Source organism: Sphingobium yanoikuyae (assembly GCF_034424525.1).
Lineage (GTDB): Bacteria > Pseudomonadota > Alphaproteobacteria > Sphingomonadales > Sphingomonadaceae > Sphingobium > Sphingobium yanoikuyae.
In genome coordinates, this window is record NZ_CP139982.1 from 1 (window position 1) to 12,981 (window position 12,981).

Here is a 12,981-nt window from a genome sequence, read left to right on the forward strand (position 1 = left end):
ATGAAACCCCGAATCGAGCCTGACCGTCAACGAAACCCCGAACTTCCGCTTGCCGTCAACGAAACCCCGAACGGCGCGGAGGGTCGCCCTCCCCTGTTGCCGGTTCGCTATCCCGATCCCGATCTGTTCATTTGCGATGTTCTCGACGCCATCCCCAAGGATGACATGGCCTCGATGGAGCATCCGATTTTCTCGCTCGCGACCAAGCCCGATCGGCGCGTGTTCCGCTACGAGCATAACGGCAACAAGCTCGAAATCGTCCCCAGCGTCAAAGGGCTGGCGACGATCCACGACAAGGACATATTGATCTACTGCATCTCCCAGCTCATCGGGAAGATGAACCAGGGCGAGCGGCCGAGCCGCACTTTGCACCTGACCGCCCGCGATCTGCTGGTGTGGACCAACCGGCAAACCGATGGTGACGGCTATGACCGGCTGCGGAGCGCGTTCGAGCGGCTGTCGGGGACGCGGATCACCACGAACATCAAGGCCGATGGCGAGGAAATCACCGAAGGTTTCGGCCTCATCAACGAATGGCGGATCGTGCGGCAAACCCGCTCCGGCCAAATGTCGGAAATCAAGGTCACGCTCTCTGACTGGCTGTTCAAGATGGTCGAGGGGCGCAGCGTCCTGACGCTGCACCGCGACTATTTCCGCCTCCGCAAGCCGCTCGAACGGCGCATCTACGAGCTGGCGCGCAAGCATTGCGGCGCGCAGGAAAAATGGTCGATCTCGGTCGAGACGCTACAGAAAAAGACTGGCGCGAGTAGCCATTTGCGCGTGTTCCGCTCGATGCTGCGCGATCTCGTCGCGCACGATCATCTGCCCGACTATGCCGTGGAGATGAACGGCGATACGGTCACGTTCCGCAATCGCGAGGCGCTGGATACGGTCGAGGCGATCGAGGCGGAACCCGAGCGGCCCTATATCGACCCCGAAGGCTTCCACGACGCCAAGAGCGTTGCGCCTGGCTATGACGTGTATGCGCTCTATGACCAATGGGTGTCATGGTGGATCGACAGCGGGCGGCCGGAACTGAAAAGCCCCCGCGCCGCCTTCATCGGCTTCTGCCGCAACAAGCACAAGACAGCCCCCTTGCGCTAGTATAGGCGTATAGCTGTATACGCCTATACTAGCCGGCGATCCGCCCCCTGCCCTTCTTCACAAACAGGTCGTCCAGCGCCTCGCCTAGCAGGCTTTGAACGGTCGTCCCTTCCTCGGCCGCGATGATACGAAGCTGTGTGCTGACCTCCGGGGGGAAATGCCCGCCAATCAACTTGGTCCCCTGTCGGCCGCTCGGCGGGGCCTTGCGGGACACGTCTACCGGCTCGATCGCCGGCGCTGGTGCCGGGGCCGCGTCTCCGTCCGCCTTGGCGCGGTTCAGCACCGCTTGCAGACTGTTTCCGCCCTTCGCCATCACGCCGCCTCCGCTTCATTGTATAGGCGTATAGTTGTATACTCGTATAGCCGGTGGATTTCGTCGGCCGCTGGTCCGTGCGGCTCGAACTCCTGCACGGCCTGGCCTGCGGCTTGGGCGCGGAAAAAGGCTTTGCGGTTGCCGATCGTCACCGGGCAAACCGTCGCGCCCAGCTCCGCCACGGCCTGAATCGCATCGCCGGTTTCCTGACCTTGTGGGGGCACGAAGGTAAGGACCACGGCAAAGGCGCGGTCGAGCTGGCGCACAACATCGAGCGTGTGCGTCATGCTCATGGTGTCGAATACGGCCGTCTTGGTCGGGATCAGGATGAAATCGGCTTGGCGCGCTGCCTCATAGGCCACGTCGCGCGCGACCGCTGCCCCGTCGATCACGACAAGATCGGTGCCGGCATCCTCGCAGGCTTTGAGCATGGCGGGCAGGCGCACCGGCTGAATCGACGCAACGGCGGGCGTGTCGAGCTGGCGCACGTCTTTCCAGAACGAGGCCGTCGCCTGCGGGTCCAGGTCGATGATTGCGGCGACCTTGCCGGCCTGCTCGGCCGCGACTGCCAGACAGGTGGCGAGCGTCGTTTTCCCGACGCCGCCTTTCTGCGAGAGAATGGCGAGAACCTTCATGCTACACTCCTACACGTATAGTCCTATACTTGTATACACGATAGACCGAGAGGGAAAGCCCTATCGTCGCTGAAATGACGATAGGGCGGCGCTGAATCTGAACTGACGAAAGCGCGGCGCATCATTCCTCCGGCTCGGCCTCGTCATCGTCCAGTGGCTCATGCTCCATCTGGCCGTGATCCTCGATCGGGCAAAGCGGCGCTCCGGCCTGCTCAAGCCATTTGCGCGCGGTCCTGACGGTATAGCCGCACGTCGCGCACTCGCATTTGAGCATCCGGGTTTTCTGCTTCTTCGGCGCGGTCGACGCTCCGTCCGTGTCGAGACGGGCATGGGGGAGGGGGCCAACATCGGCGAGAATCGGCACGATGGCCGCAAGGAACGCTTCGCCGGGGGTGGTGGCGCGCATCGGCCCGACAAGACCAAGGCCAAGGGCGACCCGTTTAAACGCCTTCCCATGCCCTGCCGGGATGCCGACTGCGGCATGGACCAGCTCATGCGCGAGGATGGCCGCGATCTGCGCGGGCATGGCGTCGGGCGCGTGCGCCAGGTCGGGCCGGATGAAGATTTCAAAATGCCCGTCCGCGCTCAAGCGGTTGTCCCAGCACTCGCCGATCGCCTTGCCCTTCGCGCCTCTGCTGGTGAAGCCGATCGCCACGCGCACGCGGTCGGGCAGGGGGGCGTCCAGCGCCTCGAACAGCGGAGCCATGCCCAGCGCCACGGCATTGAGCCAGCTTTCGCGGGTTTGGTGGGTCATCGTCCTTACTCCCTTCAAATCGCCTGTCCGGCGATGGCCATGCCATCGGCCGGAACACGGACGCCCAAGAACGCCGGCGAGAGAGGGGGGCAGCGGGATTCGATGGGGGTGGTGCGGCCGCAGCGCAGCGAGGCACGGCCCCGTCTAATCCCGTTGCGGGGGAGAGGCGGCCGGGACCGCCTTTCCCCCCTTGAACGAACATCGACGCCGGCGAACGCCGGCACCATGAAGCGAGATCCGCTTGCGATCTCGCCCCCGCCATGTGGGTCGTCACCTTGGGCCAAGACCGCTTGCGGGCTTGGGGAGCGAAGCGAGTAGGGCCACGGTGCCGCGACAGCGGCAGGCGCATGTCCCCGCCCGCATCTAAACCTAGCTCTATTCGGTGGGAGACTTCGCCTTTTCCCGGCGCTGCAACTCACTTTCCACCGTCTCGCGGATGAATTTCGCAATCATTTCGGTGGGTGGTTCCGCCTTCTCCCGGCGCTCCAATTCGCTCTCGATCGCCTCGCGGATGAATTTCGCGATCCTCTTCTTGCCAACCAGCATCTCAATGCGGCGCATCGTTTCGAGCGGTAGCCGGATCGTCGTCGGCTTCATTCCAAGAGGCGGTCGTCCCATGCCCTGTCGCTATCGGGCAAGGTTTCGTTCTCCAAGGCAAACCCGTTGACGCTATCGCTTATTTGAGTATTAGCTATCGTTTTACTGTATAAGCGATAGCTTAAACGCCGTGGACATGGCTTGCCTGGCTTTCGGGCTGACGCTGCGACAGCGCGATTCGCGCGGGAGCTGGTTTAAAGCCGCGTCCGTTTGCCACTCCCGATTTGCCACCACGGATGCGGCATGGAGGCAAGTCTATGACCGGCAAACGGATTGCAGCGAGTTCCCTTGCGGGAGCCAACGAGCCGTTGACATTCGAGCAAAACTGGCAGTTGCGCGACCGTGTTACGGAGCGAGTGGCGCACCTTACGCACAGGAGACAAATCGAAGTAGAGCGCGCGGCCCGCCTGCTGCGCCTTCATTTTGTGAACAGGCGGGACCGCGCCCCGAAGCGGGGGACGCTGCATCGGTTGATGCTGGTCGGCCGCTATGCCGACACCAGGCGGCGCGATCGGGACGATTTCCACCGCACCGATCTCGAAATATGGGCCTTCGTGGACCACGACGCCTACAAAGGCATGAACCGCTATTGGGGCATCGCTCGGCGAGCTATTGCGAGCGAGCTGCGCGGGCGGGCAACTGTCCGGCTCACGCATCCTGTTCGAAACCATGCCGCCGATCGCGCGCGAAACCTTTGTCTGCAATCGGGTTGGAGGAAAGAACTATGCCGAAATTGCGCGGAGTATGAGGACGTTTCGCTGGATAGTGCGATGGCGGATGCTGCGCGCGATCCAGCACATCGCACGCGGCCCCGGCTGCTTTGAAACATGGCTGTGGGAAGTAAGCAGGCGGTCGTAATCTGCTGCTGGGGAAAGGCGGCCAGGATCGCCTTTCCCCTTCAACCGAACATCGACGCCGGCACATCGCTCGCGAAATCCTCGCAGCGATCTTGCCAAAATCGGATTTTGTGACTACATTAGGACTACGTTTTCAGAAGGAAATCCCAATGGCTGTTTCCGACACCTATGTTCGCGCCAGGATCGACAATGCAACGAAGGAACGCGCCACCGCCGCGCTGGGCGCGATGGGGCTTTCGATCTCCGACGCGATCCGCCTGCTGATGCTGCGTATCGCCGATGAACGTCGCCTGCCTTTCGAGGTCAAGGTGCCGAACGCCGCGACGCGCGAGGCAATGGCGGAGCTGGCGGCGGGGAAGGGAACCAAGTTCGCCAGCGTCGAGGCGCTGATGGCGGACCTCCATGCGGACGATTGATCGCTCGACCCGGTTCAAGCGCGACTACAAGCGGGAATTGAAAGGCCGGCACCGGGCGACCCTCGACGCCGATTTTCAGCCCGTTCTGGCCGCGCTCGCGACCGACACGCCGCTTGATCCCAAATACCGCGACCATGATCTGAGCGGCGATTGGGCGGGCTATCGCGATTGCCACATCAAGCCGGACCTGGTGCTGATCTACGCCAAGCCCGACGACGAAACGCTGCGCCTCGCGCGCCTTGGCTCTCATAGCGAGGTATTCGGATAGATGACGCACATGCGGGCCATATTCATCCGCCACGGCCAAAGCACCGGCAACGCCGGCGTGCCCTGCCACGATCTCGGCGCGATCGAGCTGACGGAGCTGGGCCAGGAACAGGCGCGCGAAGTTGCGGCAAGCTGGATAGAAGCGCCCGCGCTCATCGTCACGTCGCCCTATACCCGCACGCAGCAGACGGCCGCGCCGACGATCGCGCGCTTTCCCGGCGTGCCGGTCGAAGTGTGGCCGATCGAAGAGTTCACCTATCTGCAACCGGCGCGCTGGAACGGCACGCGCAGCGCGGAGCGGATGCCGCACCTCGAACGCTATTGGAGCGCGGCCGATCCTGATTATTGCGACGGGGAAGGGGCGGAGAGCTTCGCCACCCTGCTCCGGCGCTGCGAGGCGGCGCTGGCGCGGCTCGCCGCCATGCCAGTCGCATCGCCGGTCTATGTGTTCGGGCATGGGCAGTTCATCCAGGCCGCGCGCGCGATCGTCGCCGACGCCCATATGGATGACCGGGCCAAGATGCGGGCGTTCTGGCGCAAGGGCGAGCCGCCCGCGATCGCCAACGCGCAGCGGGTGGGGTTCCATTGGGAGGGTGGCCGCTGGTCCTGTGCGCCGGCGCTGGCGGCGTAATGTCCGCTGCACCCTTGATCCCAACAGAAGATGAAATCCGCGAGCATCAGGCTTGGGACGAATTCCATATGTGGGACGAAAAGGTGTGGCGGCACTGGCTCTGGCTTGCCCGCGACCTTTCCAAATCACCTGAAATTATGCGGCGTGTTCAAAATGACGATTTCGCAAACAAACTGCTGAACGCGCTATTCAAGGGGAATCATAAATATGCGCCGGATGGCACGTTGGTATGGTTCGCCGGAGAGGACGGGCACCGGGACATCGTTGCCCGTTTGCGGCCTTTTGGAGAGCATCATAGCGCCTTCGTCGTAGGTGGCCGCTTGCGCGATGATGGCGAAGCCGCCGAGTTATTGGCCCAAATGGGCTATTTCCCTACCTAAAGCTGCGCGGAAAGCCGGGGCCACAAAGCCTGAAAATCGGCTTGCAGCGTCGCCCAGCTCGCGGAGTCCAGAAACTCGCCCTGGTCGTTATCCTCAAGCCGGTGATATTGCATGACGGCCGCCTCGGCTTCGGCCTGGTGCGCCGCAAGCCATGCCTCCATCTCGCGCACGATCTCATGCTGTTCCGGCCTCAACAGCTTCGGATTGACGTAGGTTCGCACGACGAAATTCGTCGGGGTGGGGTAAAAGACGGTGTGATTCCGCATACAATATTTGTTGAAGGTCACATGACCGCCTGAATTGTCGATCTTTGGCTCGGCCTGGAAACGACCGAGTAGCAGGCCGCCGGCGAACGGTATGGCGAGCGGCGATCCGTTCGCCTGCCCCCCGGTCGCGCGCACGGCCAAGGCCGGCAGGATATAGGTTGTCGCCAGTCGCCGCGCGATCGAGCGCACCGCCGCGTCATGTTCTCCGCCGCCCCTTACGAGATAGCGGCGGGCCGCATGTTCCCAAAAGCAAAGCGGCAGCTCGCGGAAGCTCATCGCCACCTCGCGCTGATCCAGCCTGGCCGCAAACACGCACAGGCGCATGATGCGGTCCATCGGCGTCCTGCCCGCCACAGCGGACTGCTCGACGGCCCCGACGACATAATGCACGATGTCGTATCGCACTGATCCGGGCCGGAAGCGGCTCGGTGTGCGCTGCGTCATACTCGAACAAATGGAACTGAGCGCGCTGGACGCCTTCCTGTCGATCTCGCCTGCCAGCAATTTTAGGTTGGATGCCGAAAGCCGGCGACGGCCTTTGAAGCGGTCAACGATCACCCTGTATAATTCATCGGGAATATGGCGGATTTGCTCATGGGCATCCCTGAGCTGTCGCGCCTCATGGCGCACCAGGCCGCGCGCCAAGGATGGGTCGATATAGGTCGGCCTCGGCTGATCGGCGCTCCCGTCCATCGCCTAGATCAACACCCGCTCCACCTCGTCGAGCGTCACGTCATCGGGCCGCCGATCGTAGAGCTGGGTGGTGCGCGTTGAGCTGTGGTTCGCCATCGTCGCGGCCGTCTCCAAGGTGCCGCCGTTTTTCAGATAGGTGGTGATTCCGGTCGCGCGGAATGAATGGTTGCCGATCGCCGTGCCGATCCCGGCCGCCGCCGCGCGCCGACGCACCATCGCGAAAGCATTGGCTTGGGGCAGGGGGGTTTCGCTCAACTGCCCGGTGCCGCGCGCGATCGTGCGGAACAGCGGCCCCTTGCGATCCTCGCGCAAGCCGCACCCGTCGATATAGGCGGTCAGATAGTCCTCAAGATTGTGGTGGCAGGGCATTTCGTGGCGCTTGCCGCCCTTTTCGTGCAGGCGGACCCATAGCCGCCTGTTCTGCATGAACACGTCCTCGACCCGCATCGCCAGCGCCGCGCCGATCCGCGCGAACGAATAGACCATGAGGCCGATCAAGGCGCGGTCGCGCAGGCCGGCGTGGGTGGCAACGTCGATCGTATCGAGCAAGTGCCGCGCCTCGTCGGGCACCAGCACCGGCGTCTTGCCGCGCCGCTGGCTATAGGCCGGCCCGCGCACCGATGCGGCGGGGTTCGCCGGCACCACCTGACCCATTACCAGCCAATCGAACAGGCTCCGCACGCCGGCGAGCTGCTGCTTGACGCTGGGCGGGGCCAGCTCGCCCCCCTGCGCCTCGATCCAGGCCGCGACGTGGAGCGGCTGCACGCCGGCGAGCGAGGCGACGCCGCGTGCCTCACACCAGGCCAGGAACTCACCCGCCGCGCGCATATAAGCGCGGCGGGTATGCGGATTGCGGATGGTGACGGCGAAGAACTCAAGGAAGCGCAGCCGCGCCGCCTCGTCGGCCGACGCCACCAGCGCCGGCAACGCCAGCGCCGAAGAAGATGGGGGCGGGGGCAGGGGGGCCAGCTCGTTCATCGCGCGATCTTCGCCCAACGCGCTGGCTCGGGGCGCGGCTCGGCCATTTTGCGGCGCAGCTCGTCAAACACTTCCTCGGCGGGGCGGACGCGGCCCGCCTTCACGTCCTCAAGGCCGCGCACAACCGACGCATCCAATATCCGGCGTAGCAGCTCGTCGCGCAAATCGCGGTGTGGCTCCATCTCGATGAAGTTCTTGACGATCGCGAACACCGCCTCGGACGGATCGACGAAATGGCCCTGCTCGACCTGCGCCAACAGCCAATCGGCCATATCGCCGGGTAGATACGCCTCGAAGCGCAGGCCGCCCGTGCGGGCCTGCTCGCGCAGCGCCCTAGCCTGATCGCGCTCAGCATAGTTGTCGGCGAAAGCCGTGTCGTCATCCTTGTGCATCAAGGCTCCCTCCTAGCTGTGGATCTCCGGGCCGTTTAAACGCTCTGTCGGTCATCGCACCGTCTCCAATCGCCGGCCCCGAAGGACATGCGCCGCGCCGTCGATGATCGTCGCGGCATCGGGGGACAGGTTCTCGACCGCAGCGGCCATGCCGAACAGCTCGACCCGCCCGCCCTTGTTGTAGATGCGCCCTGCGACAGTGCCGTGGATGATCGCGCGCGCTCCCGGCTCGACCGTGAGGTCGCCGCCGATCGTGCCGTGCAAGACCATCTTGACGCCGCCCTGCAGGGCGGCCCCCTGGGTGATGAGGCCATAGACGGCCAAATCCTCCCCGATCGCAAAAGGGCCTTCGATCGTCTCATGCACCGCGCGCATTTCCATCCTCGTCCTGCGTTGCTCCAAATATGTGATAATGTCCTTTATCACACATAGTTGGGCGCGTGAATCCCGCGCATAGGTGGAGTGGAACCGGATGCTGGAAATCGAGCTGTCGAAGGATATAGAGGCGCGCCTTGCGAAGATTGCCGACGCGACGGGGCGAAGCCTCGCCGCCTGCGCGGCCGAGGCGATCGAACGCTATGTGGAATCGCCGTCGCCGCAGCGGATCACCTACGGCGAACGAATCATCGTCCATATGCTAGCCGATTGGGTCGATACGCTGGCGGGGGAGAAGGGTTTGGAAGCATTGCGGCAAACGCTCCCCCCGGCTCTTGTTTTGGCGGCCCTGGAAAGCGGCCGCGACCATGTGATAACCGAGCATATCGGGATTGGTGGCGAAGAGTTCCAGCACCCCGGCACCGCCTATCAGGCAATGTGGATCATGCTCGACGATCTCGCCGATGCCCGCGAGCGCGGCTGCGATGTTCCCTTATTCAGCGGCATCAGCGATGATGAAGAGGCGGACGCGCTCGCGGATTTGGCGCAAGTCGCGCACTCTGCCTACAAGGGCAAGAACCAAGCCCGACACGTCGATTACTCTCTGCCCGAGCGGCCCCTCGCCTTTTGGCGGGAACTGGCGGAGCGATATTCGGACAGGCGGGCAGGGGAGGGCGTTTAAACGTCCTTGGTTGGCGGCGGCGCGTTGATTATCATTTCGACATAATCGAGATGTTCGCGGGCCTGGTCCGCCGTGATGCCAAGGCGCTGCGCGATTTGCTCAAACGTCATCTCGTATTTGTTATGAAGCTGAAAGACCCTCTGCGCGACATAGGACATCTGCCAGGTGAGTTCCGTTTCGTCGGCTGTCATCTTGGCCAATGGCGCGGGCATCGCGGCGTCGATCGCCTCTACAAGATGTTCCACCGATTTCGCGCTATTTCCATCGAGCGTCCGCAAGATCGCGAGGGCGCGTTCCATGTAATCGAGTGCGGTAGCGCGCGAAGCGGGCACGCCTGCGACATTCCCCGTCATCCGATTTTCTCCCGTTCAGGACGCGCGGCGATTACAGTAATTCCGCCACCCTGTTCACAACTTCGTCGATCCGCCAGGGCTTCGCGAGGAAGCCGACACCCTGCGGCAAAGCCGCCTCGCTGGGGAACACCCGGCCCGAGCTGACAAGAATGGCGATCTCCGGCCATTGCTCGCGGATCGCGGCGGCCAGGGCGACGCCGTTCATGTTCCCCGGCATTTCAATATCGGTGAGGACCGCGCGAATGTCGTTGCGGGTTTCGAGGATCGACAGCGCGCCCAGCGCGTCGCCCGCCTCGCAAACGCAGTAGCCCGCATCTGCGAAGATTTCGGCCGCCATCATCCGCACAAGCGGTTCGTCCTCGACAACCAGCACCGTGACACTGCACTCCATGCGCGTCTCCTTGTTGGTGTGAGGGCGGAGCCGGGGTCGCGCGCTCCGCCCTCTTTCCATCGCCATTCCCCCACAGACGCCGATGGAAATCCCTGTTTCACGCCGATCCGCTACCCTTTGTCCCTTCGATACTCCGCCACATCGCGCAAGGTTGCGGCCCAATAGGCGAGGGCCAGGCCCTCGTCCTCATTCTCGTTCTTGCTGACCGTGGCATATATGCCCAGCGCCTGCGCGAAATCGTCCGTGGTCGCGATGCCGCTCTTTTCCAGAAGCGCGCTCACAACCGCCAGCGCCCCGCCGATCGCCTTCACCAGCGCGGGATCGAGCGACGTCGCCCGCTCCTGCGCGCGCCGATCGGGATCGGCAGCATCATCGGCGCGCAAGGCAGTCAGGCGCGCGGCAATGTCATGCGCCTGTTGAAGATAGATCGCGGCGGCATCCTCTCCGGCGCGGTCGAGCAAATCGAGCGCCTCGGCCATCAACGCGACCGCGCGACCGCGCAGGGCGGTCTTGTCCGTCATGCAGGCTGCTCGCGAAGCGGGCCGCTCGCCCGCTCGCGCCCGTCGCGCTGGGGCTGGTCCGCCCAAGTGATTTCACAGGCGTTCTTGCCGGCCCGCTTCGCCACGAACATCGCCTGATCGGCCGCGTGCATGAGCGCAGCCGGATCGCGCGGGACGTGCGGCGGAATGACTAGCGCGCCCATGCTGCACGTCACCGGATGCTCGCCCGCAGCCAGCACGGCCGACACACGCGAATGAAGCGTGCGCGCGAACATCTCGCCGGCGTCCGCTGGATGCACGCGGAGCAACACCGCGAACTCGTCGCCACCGATCCGCCCGAAAGCATCCTCGCGCCTGATGCTGCCCGCCGCCCCGCGCGCAAAGGTCCGTAGCACGGCGTCGCCAGCGGCATGGCCGTGGGCGCTGTTGACGCCCTTGAAATCGTCAAGATCGAAGATCGCCAGCAACAGCGTCTCGCTGGCCCTGCTGGCGACGGTAAGCGCCTCTGAAAACCGCTCGTTGAACGTCTCGCCGTTCAGCGCGCCGGTCTTGCGGTCGCGCAGCGCGAGATGCCGTTGGCGGTCAAACGATCGGCGGAAGCTCACGATCATTGCGGCGACAAAGAGATAGGTCGCGACCCGCACGCTGGTTCGGACTACCAGCGAGGCCGAGACCCCGCCATCGTCCAGATGCGGAACGATGGCGAGGATCGCGGTAAGCAAAGCAACAAAATACGCAGCACGTTCGCCCAGCGCCCATGCGGCGGCGCATATGATCGGAATGTAGAGCGGAGCCAGGCCAGCGCCGGGATAGGCGTGGTTCGCCCATGAAAGGGCGGTGACGGCAACGAGGATCGCGAACCAGGCATGTTCGCGCGGCAGGGATTCCAGACGTTCGGCCAATCGACCGACAGGGAGATGACTGTTCACGCGCTTCCTACCCCTACCGCAAAGCTCCATCCACACTCGCCGGCGACGGCCGATCGGACAGCCGACTGCACGCCACCAAATCGGAAGCGTGCAGCCGGCAGCAACCGGCCATTGGAAACCTGATGTAAGTCAGGCGCGAACACCTTTGGGCCAAGGGCCTTGGACATGCGTGTCCGCTGCCCGGTCGCTGAAGCTCGTCTTACATTGAGAGGTTTCCACGCCTCTGCCCCCCTCTCGGCGGGCGCGTGTCGTTTAGAGGAAAAGCATTAAGAATTGCAAATAAAGTGCAGTTCCGCACGCTCGCGGGACTGTTCTCCGCCAAGTCGTTTAAACGATCTCACCGACGCCGATCGGCGCTGGGGTGGTTCCATAATTGATACACCGGCAGCAGCGGTGATGCAGGAACTGATACGCCTCCTTATTGCAATTCGTTCGCAATAATATTGCCTGAAGGCCGGTCCTGCGCTATGTGGCCGGCATGACAGAGGATGGGTTCTTGTGCGCGAAATTGCGCGACAATCTGCGCTTCTACGAGGATCGCGCGCGCCAGGAGCGGGCGGCGGCCGAGTCGACGAACAAGCCCGAAGCGGCATCCGCGCATCGGCTGCTGGCGATCCAGTATGAGGCCGACGCCCGCGAGCTGCGGGCGGAACTGGTGATGACGGGCGCACCGTGACGCTCATCGCTCTGGATTTCGAGGCGTCCTGCCTGCCCCGTCATGGGCGATCCTATCCCATAGAGATCGGGATTGCCGATGAGCATGGCCTGATCCGCTCCTGGCTCATCCGACCTCCCGATGCCTGGGCGGGCTGGGGCTGGACGCAGGAGGCCGAACGCCTGCACGGCATCTCCAAGGAACAGCTCGCCCGCGACGGCCTGCCCCCGGCGCGGGTCGTCGCGGAGCTGGAACCCTATGTGCGAGGCGCGCGCGTCATCGCCGATTCCCATTTCGACGCGCCGTGGCTGATGACGCTTTCGGCACTGGCGGCCAAGCAGCCGCCCTGCGCCATCGGTCATGTCGCGGACCTGCTCGAAGAGATGGGCGCGGCCTATGAGCATGTCGAGGCGGCATTGCGCCAGCTCGATCGCCAGCCCTTTCGCCGGCACCGCGCCGTCGAAGATGCCCGCTTCATCATCGCGCTCGTGCGCGAAGTGCGGGGCCAGGTTGAAAAGACGCGGGAAAGCCAGCCCGTCTTTGACTGGCGGCGCGCGCCGCCGATCGCGCGCCCTTCCGTCTATCGACCGTCGAATGTGGGGAGTGTCCGGTGAAGCCGATCAAAGACAGCAAGCGTCGCGAAGAGATGACCCAGGAAGCCCTCGCGCTGGCCGAGAAGGCGATGAAATTGTTTGACAAGGTCGGCCAGGACATTGCCGCCACCCACTGTCAGGCAGCGATCGAAACCGTCGAGTGCGGCCATATTGCCCGACTACAGACAGAGCATGTTCCGCGCGATAGCTGAACAGACCG

Annotated in this window: 22 protein-coding genes; 10 read left to right on the forward strand and 12 right to left on the reverse strand. The window is 63.8% G+C overall.

Annotated elements, in window-relative coordinates; translation table 11 throughout:
• Positions 1–1,104, forward strand: coding sequence for a replication initiator protein A (locus U0025_RS25685; protein WP_004213366.1), 1,104 nt, complete (start codon positions 1–3; stop codon positions 1,102–1,104).
• Between the two features lie 28 nt (positions 1,105–1,132).
• Here U0025_RS25685 and U0025_RS25690 read toward each other — a convergent pair whose 3' ends face one another.
• From U0025_RS25690 to U0025_RS25705, 4 genes are all read right to left on the reverse strand, one after another.
• Positions 1,133–1,417 carry a ribbon-helix-helix domain-containing protein gene (locus U0025_RS25690; RefSeq protein WP_004213365.1) on the reverse strand — a complete coding sequence of 95 codons (285 nt, stop codon included), beginning with the start codon at positions 1,415–1,417 and terminating at the stop codon, positions 1,133–1,135.
• Positions 1,417–2,052 (reverse strand): nucleotide-binding protein, encoded by a 636-nt coding sequence (locus U0025_RS25695; RefSeq protein WP_004213364.1) that lies wholly within the window; start codon positions 2,050–2,052, stop codon positions 1,417–1,419. Before U0025_RS25695 ends, U0025_RS25690 begins: the two co-directional genes overlap by 1 nt.
• Before the next feature lie 121 nt (positions 2,053–2,173).
• Positions 2,174–2,806 carry a hypothetical protein gene (locus U0025_RS25700; RefSeq protein WP_004213363.1) on the reverse strand — a complete coding sequence of 211 codons (633 nt, stop codon included), beginning with the start codon at positions 2,804–2,806 and terminating at the stop codon, positions 2,174–2,176.
• 375 nt (positions 2,807–3,181) lie between these two features.
• Complete coding sequence (locus U0025_RS25705; RefSeq protein ID WP_004213362.1) at positions 3,182–3,403, reverse strand: hypothetical protein; 222 nt, start codon at positions 3,401–3,403, stop codon at positions 3,182–3,184.
• Between the two features lie 257 nt (positions 3,404–3,660).
• Here U0025_RS25705 and U0025_RS25710 point away from each other — a divergent pair, with 257 nt between their 5' ends.
• The 5 genes from U0025_RS25710 to U0025_RS25730 all read left to right on the forward strand — a co-directional run bounded on the left by U0025_RS25710 (position 3,661) and on the right by U0025_RS25730 (position 5,954).
• A complete protein-coding gene (locus U0025_RS25710; RefSeq protein WP_174320780.1) occupies positions 3,661–4,227 on the forward strand; it encodes a hypothetical protein in 567 nt (188 codons plus the stop codon).
• A gap of 182 nt (positions 4,228–4,409) precedes the next feature.
• Positions 4,410–4,676, forward strand: coding sequence for a type II toxin-antitoxin system RelB/DinJ family antitoxin (locus U0025_RS25715; RefSeq protein ID WP_004213356.1), 267 nt, complete (start codon positions 4,410–4,412; stop codon positions 4,674–4,676).
• The gene (locus U0025_RS25720; RefSeq protein WP_004213354.1) at positions 4,663–4,944 is read left to right on the forward strand and encodes a type II toxin-antitoxin system YafQ family toxin; all 282 of its coding nucleotides are present in this window, start codon (positions 4,663–4,665) and stop codon (positions 4,942–4,944) included. Before U0025_RS25715 ends, U0025_RS25720 begins: the two co-directional genes overlap by 14 nt.
• A 9-nt stretch (positions 4,945–4,953) precedes the next feature.
• Positions 4,954–5,574, forward strand: coding sequence for a histidine phosphatase family protein (locus U0025_RS25725; protein ID WP_015063469.1), 621 nt, complete (start codon positions 4,954–4,956; stop codon positions 5,572–5,574).
• Positions 5,574–5,954, forward strand: a complete 381-nt coding sequence (locus U0025_RS25730) for a hypothetical protein (protein WP_004213350.1) — start codon at positions 5,574–5,576, stop codon at positions 5,952–5,954. Before U0025_RS25725 ends, U0025_RS25730 begins: the two co-directional genes overlap by 1 nt.
• Here U0025_RS25730 and U0025_RS25735 read toward each other — a convergent pair.
• The 4 genes from U0025_RS25735 to U0025_RS25750 are packed head-to-tail and all read right to left on the reverse strand — an operon-like array spanning position 5,951 to position 8,658.
• On the reverse strand, positions 5,951–6,913 hold the full coding sequence (locus tag U0025_RS25735) for a hypothetical protein (protein WP_004213348.1): 963 nt from the start codon (positions 6,911–6,913) through the stop codon (positions 5,951–5,953). The two genes, U0025_RS25730 and U0025_RS25735, sit on opposite strands and share 4 nt — an antisense overlap.
• 3 nt (positions 6,914–6,916) lie before the next feature.
• Complete coding sequence (locus tag U0025_RS25740; protein WP_004213346.1) at positions 6,917–7,891, reverse strand: tyrosine-type recombinase/integrase; 975 nt, start codon at positions 7,889–7,891, stop codon at positions 6,917–6,919.
• A complete protein-coding gene (locus tag U0025_RS25745) occupies positions 7,888–8,283 on the reverse strand; it encodes a hypothetical protein (protein ID WP_004213344.1) in 396 nt (131 codons plus the stop codon). Before U0025_RS25745 ends, U0025_RS25740 begins: the two co-directional genes overlap by 4 nt.
• Positions 8,284–8,334: 51 nt before the next feature.
• Entirely contained in the window at positions 8,335–8,658 is a 324-nt protein-coding gene (locus U0025_RS25750) for a hypothetical protein (RefSeq protein ID WP_004213342.1), read from the reverse strand.
• Between the two features lie 97 nt (positions 8,659–8,755).
• Between U0025_RS25750 and U0025_RS25755 the strand changes: the two genes are divergently transcribed.
• The gene (locus U0025_RS25755) at positions 8,756–9,340 is read left to right on the forward strand and encodes a hypothetical protein (RefSeq protein WP_004213341.1); all 585 of its coding nucleotides are present in this window, start codon (positions 8,756–8,758) and stop codon (positions 9,338–9,340) included.
• On the opposite strand, the gene U0025_RS25760 is transcribed toward U0025_RS25755, so the two are convergent.
• The 4 genes from U0025_RS25760 to U0025_RS25775 all read right to left on the reverse strand — a co-directional run bounded on the left by U0025_RS25760 (position 9,337) and on the right by U0025_RS25775 (position 11,486).
• The gene (locus U0025_RS25760) at positions 9,337–9,693 is read right to left on the reverse strand and encodes a hypothetical protein (protein WP_004213339.1); all 357 of its coding nucleotides are present in this window, start codon (positions 9,691–9,693) and stop codon (positions 9,337–9,339) included. The genes U0025_RS25755 and U0025_RS25760 overlap by 4 nt on opposite strands.
• A 31-nt stretch (positions 9,694–9,724) precedes the next feature.
• On the reverse strand, positions 9,725–10,066 hold the full coding sequence (locus U0025_RS25765; protein ID WP_230959514.1) for a response regulator: 342 nt from the start codon (positions 10,064–10,066) through the stop codon (positions 9,725–9,727).
• Between the two features lie 128 nt (positions 10,067–10,194).
• Entirely contained in the window at positions 10,195–10,605 is a 411-nt protein-coding gene (locus U0025_RS25770; RefSeq protein ID WP_004213333.1) for a hypothetical protein, read from the reverse strand.
• Entirely contained in the window at positions 10,602–11,486 is an 885-nt protein-coding gene (locus U0025_RS25775) for a GGDEF domain-containing protein (RefSeq protein ID WP_230959515.1), read from the reverse strand. The genes U0025_RS25770 and U0025_RS25775 overlap by 4 nt, the downstream gene beginning before the upstream one ends.
• A gap of 523 nt (positions 11,487–12,009) precedes the next feature.
• Between U0025_RS25775 and U0025_RS25780 the strand changes: the two genes are divergently transcribed.
• The 3 genes from U0025_RS25780 to U0025_RS25790 are packed head-to-tail and all read left to right on the forward strand — an operon-like array spanning position 12,010 to position 12,973.
• Complete coding sequence (locus tag U0025_RS25780) at positions 12,010–12,189, forward strand: hypothetical protein (RefSeq protein ID WP_155646417.1); 180 nt, start codon at positions 12,010–12,012, stop codon at positions 12,187–12,189.
• On the forward strand, positions 12,186–12,782 hold the full coding sequence (locus tag U0025_RS25785; protein ID WP_004213327.1) for a 3'-5' exonuclease: 597 nt from the start codon (positions 12,186–12,188) through the stop codon (positions 12,780–12,782). The genes U0025_RS25780 and U0025_RS25785 overlap by 4 nt, the downstream gene beginning before the upstream one ends.
• Positions 12,779–12,973, forward strand: coding sequence for a hypothetical protein (locus U0025_RS25790; protein WP_004213326.1), 195 nt, complete (start codon positions 12,779–12,781; stop codon positions 12,971–12,973). Before U0025_RS25785 ends, U0025_RS25790 begins: the two co-directional genes overlap by 4 nt.
• The last annotated feature ends 8 nt before the right edge of the window (positions 12,974–12,981 follow it).

What these genes read in the sequence shown, in the direction of transcription:
- U0025_RS25685 (WP_004213366.1), top strand. Translation starts at nt 1, where the DNA reads ATGAAACCCCGAATCGAGCCTGACCGTCAACGAAACCCCGAACTTCCG.
- U0025_RS25690 (WP_004213365.1), bottom strand. Translation starts at nt 1,417, where the DNA reads ATGGCGAAGGGCGGAAACAGTCTGCAAGCGGTGCTGAACCGCGCCAAG.
- U0025_RS25695 (WP_004213364.1), bottom strand. Translation starts at nt 2,052, where the DNA reads ATGAAGGTTCTCGCCATTCTCTCGCAGAAAGGCGGCGTCGGGAAAACG.
- U0025_RS25700 (WP_004213363.1), bottom strand. Translation starts at nt 2,806, where the DNA reads ATGACCCACCAAACCCGCGAAAGCTGGCTCAATGCCGTGGCGCTGGGC.
- U0025_RS25705 (WP_004213362.1), bottom strand. Translation starts at nt 3,403, where the DNA reads ATGAAGCCGACGACGATCCGGCTACCGCTCGAAACGATGCGCCGCATT.
- U0025_RS25710 (WP_174320780.1), top strand. Translation starts at nt 3,661, where the DNA reads ATGACCGGCAAACGGATTGCAGCGAGTTCCCTTGCGGGAGCCAACGAG.
- U0025_RS25715 (WP_004213356.1), top strand. Translation starts at nt 4,410, where the DNA reads ATGGCTGTTTCCGACACCTATGTTCGCGCCAGGATCGACAATGCAACG.
- U0025_RS25720 (WP_004213354.1), top strand. Translation starts at nt 4,663, where the DNA reads ATGCGGACGATTGATCGCTCGACCCGGTTCAAGCGCGACTACAAGCGG.
- U0025_RS25725 (WP_015063469.1), top strand. Translation starts at nt 4,954, where the DNA reads ATGCGGGCCATATTCATCCGCCACGGCCAAAGCACCGGCAACGCCGGC.
- U0025_RS25730 (WP_004213350.1), top strand. Translation starts at nt 5,574, where the DNA reads ATGTCCGCTGCACCCTTGATCCCAACAGAAGATGAAATCCGCGAGCAT.
- U0025_RS25735 (WP_004213348.1), bottom strand. Translation starts at nt 6,913, where the DNA reads ATGGACGGGAGCGCCGATCAGCCGAGGCCGACCTATATCGACCCATCC.
- U0025_RS25740 (WP_004213346.1), bottom strand. Translation starts at nt 7,891, where the DNA reads ATGAACGAGCTGGCCCCCCTGCCCCCGCCCCCATCTTCTTCGGCGCTG.
- U0025_RS25745 (WP_004213344.1), bottom strand. Translation starts at nt 8,283, where the DNA reads ATGCACAAGGATGACGACACGGCTTTCGCCGACAACTATGCTGAGCGC.
- U0025_RS25750 (WP_004213342.1), bottom strand. Translation starts at nt 8,658, where the DNA reads ATGCGCGCGGTGCATGAGACGATCGAAGGCCCTTTTGCGATCGGGGAG.
- U0025_RS25755 (WP_004213341.1), top strand. Translation starts at nt 8,756, where the DNA reads ATGCTGGAAATCGAGCTGTCGAAGGATATAGAGGCGCGCCTTGCGAAG.
- U0025_RS25760 (WP_004213339.1), bottom strand. Translation starts at nt 9,693, where the DNA reads ATGACGGGGAATGTCGCAGGCGTGCCCGCTTCGCGCGCTACCGCACTC.
- U0025_RS25770 (WP_004213333.1), bottom strand. Translation starts at nt 10,605, where the DNA reads ATGACGGACAAGACCGCCCTGCGCGGTCGCGCGGTCGCGTTGATGGCC.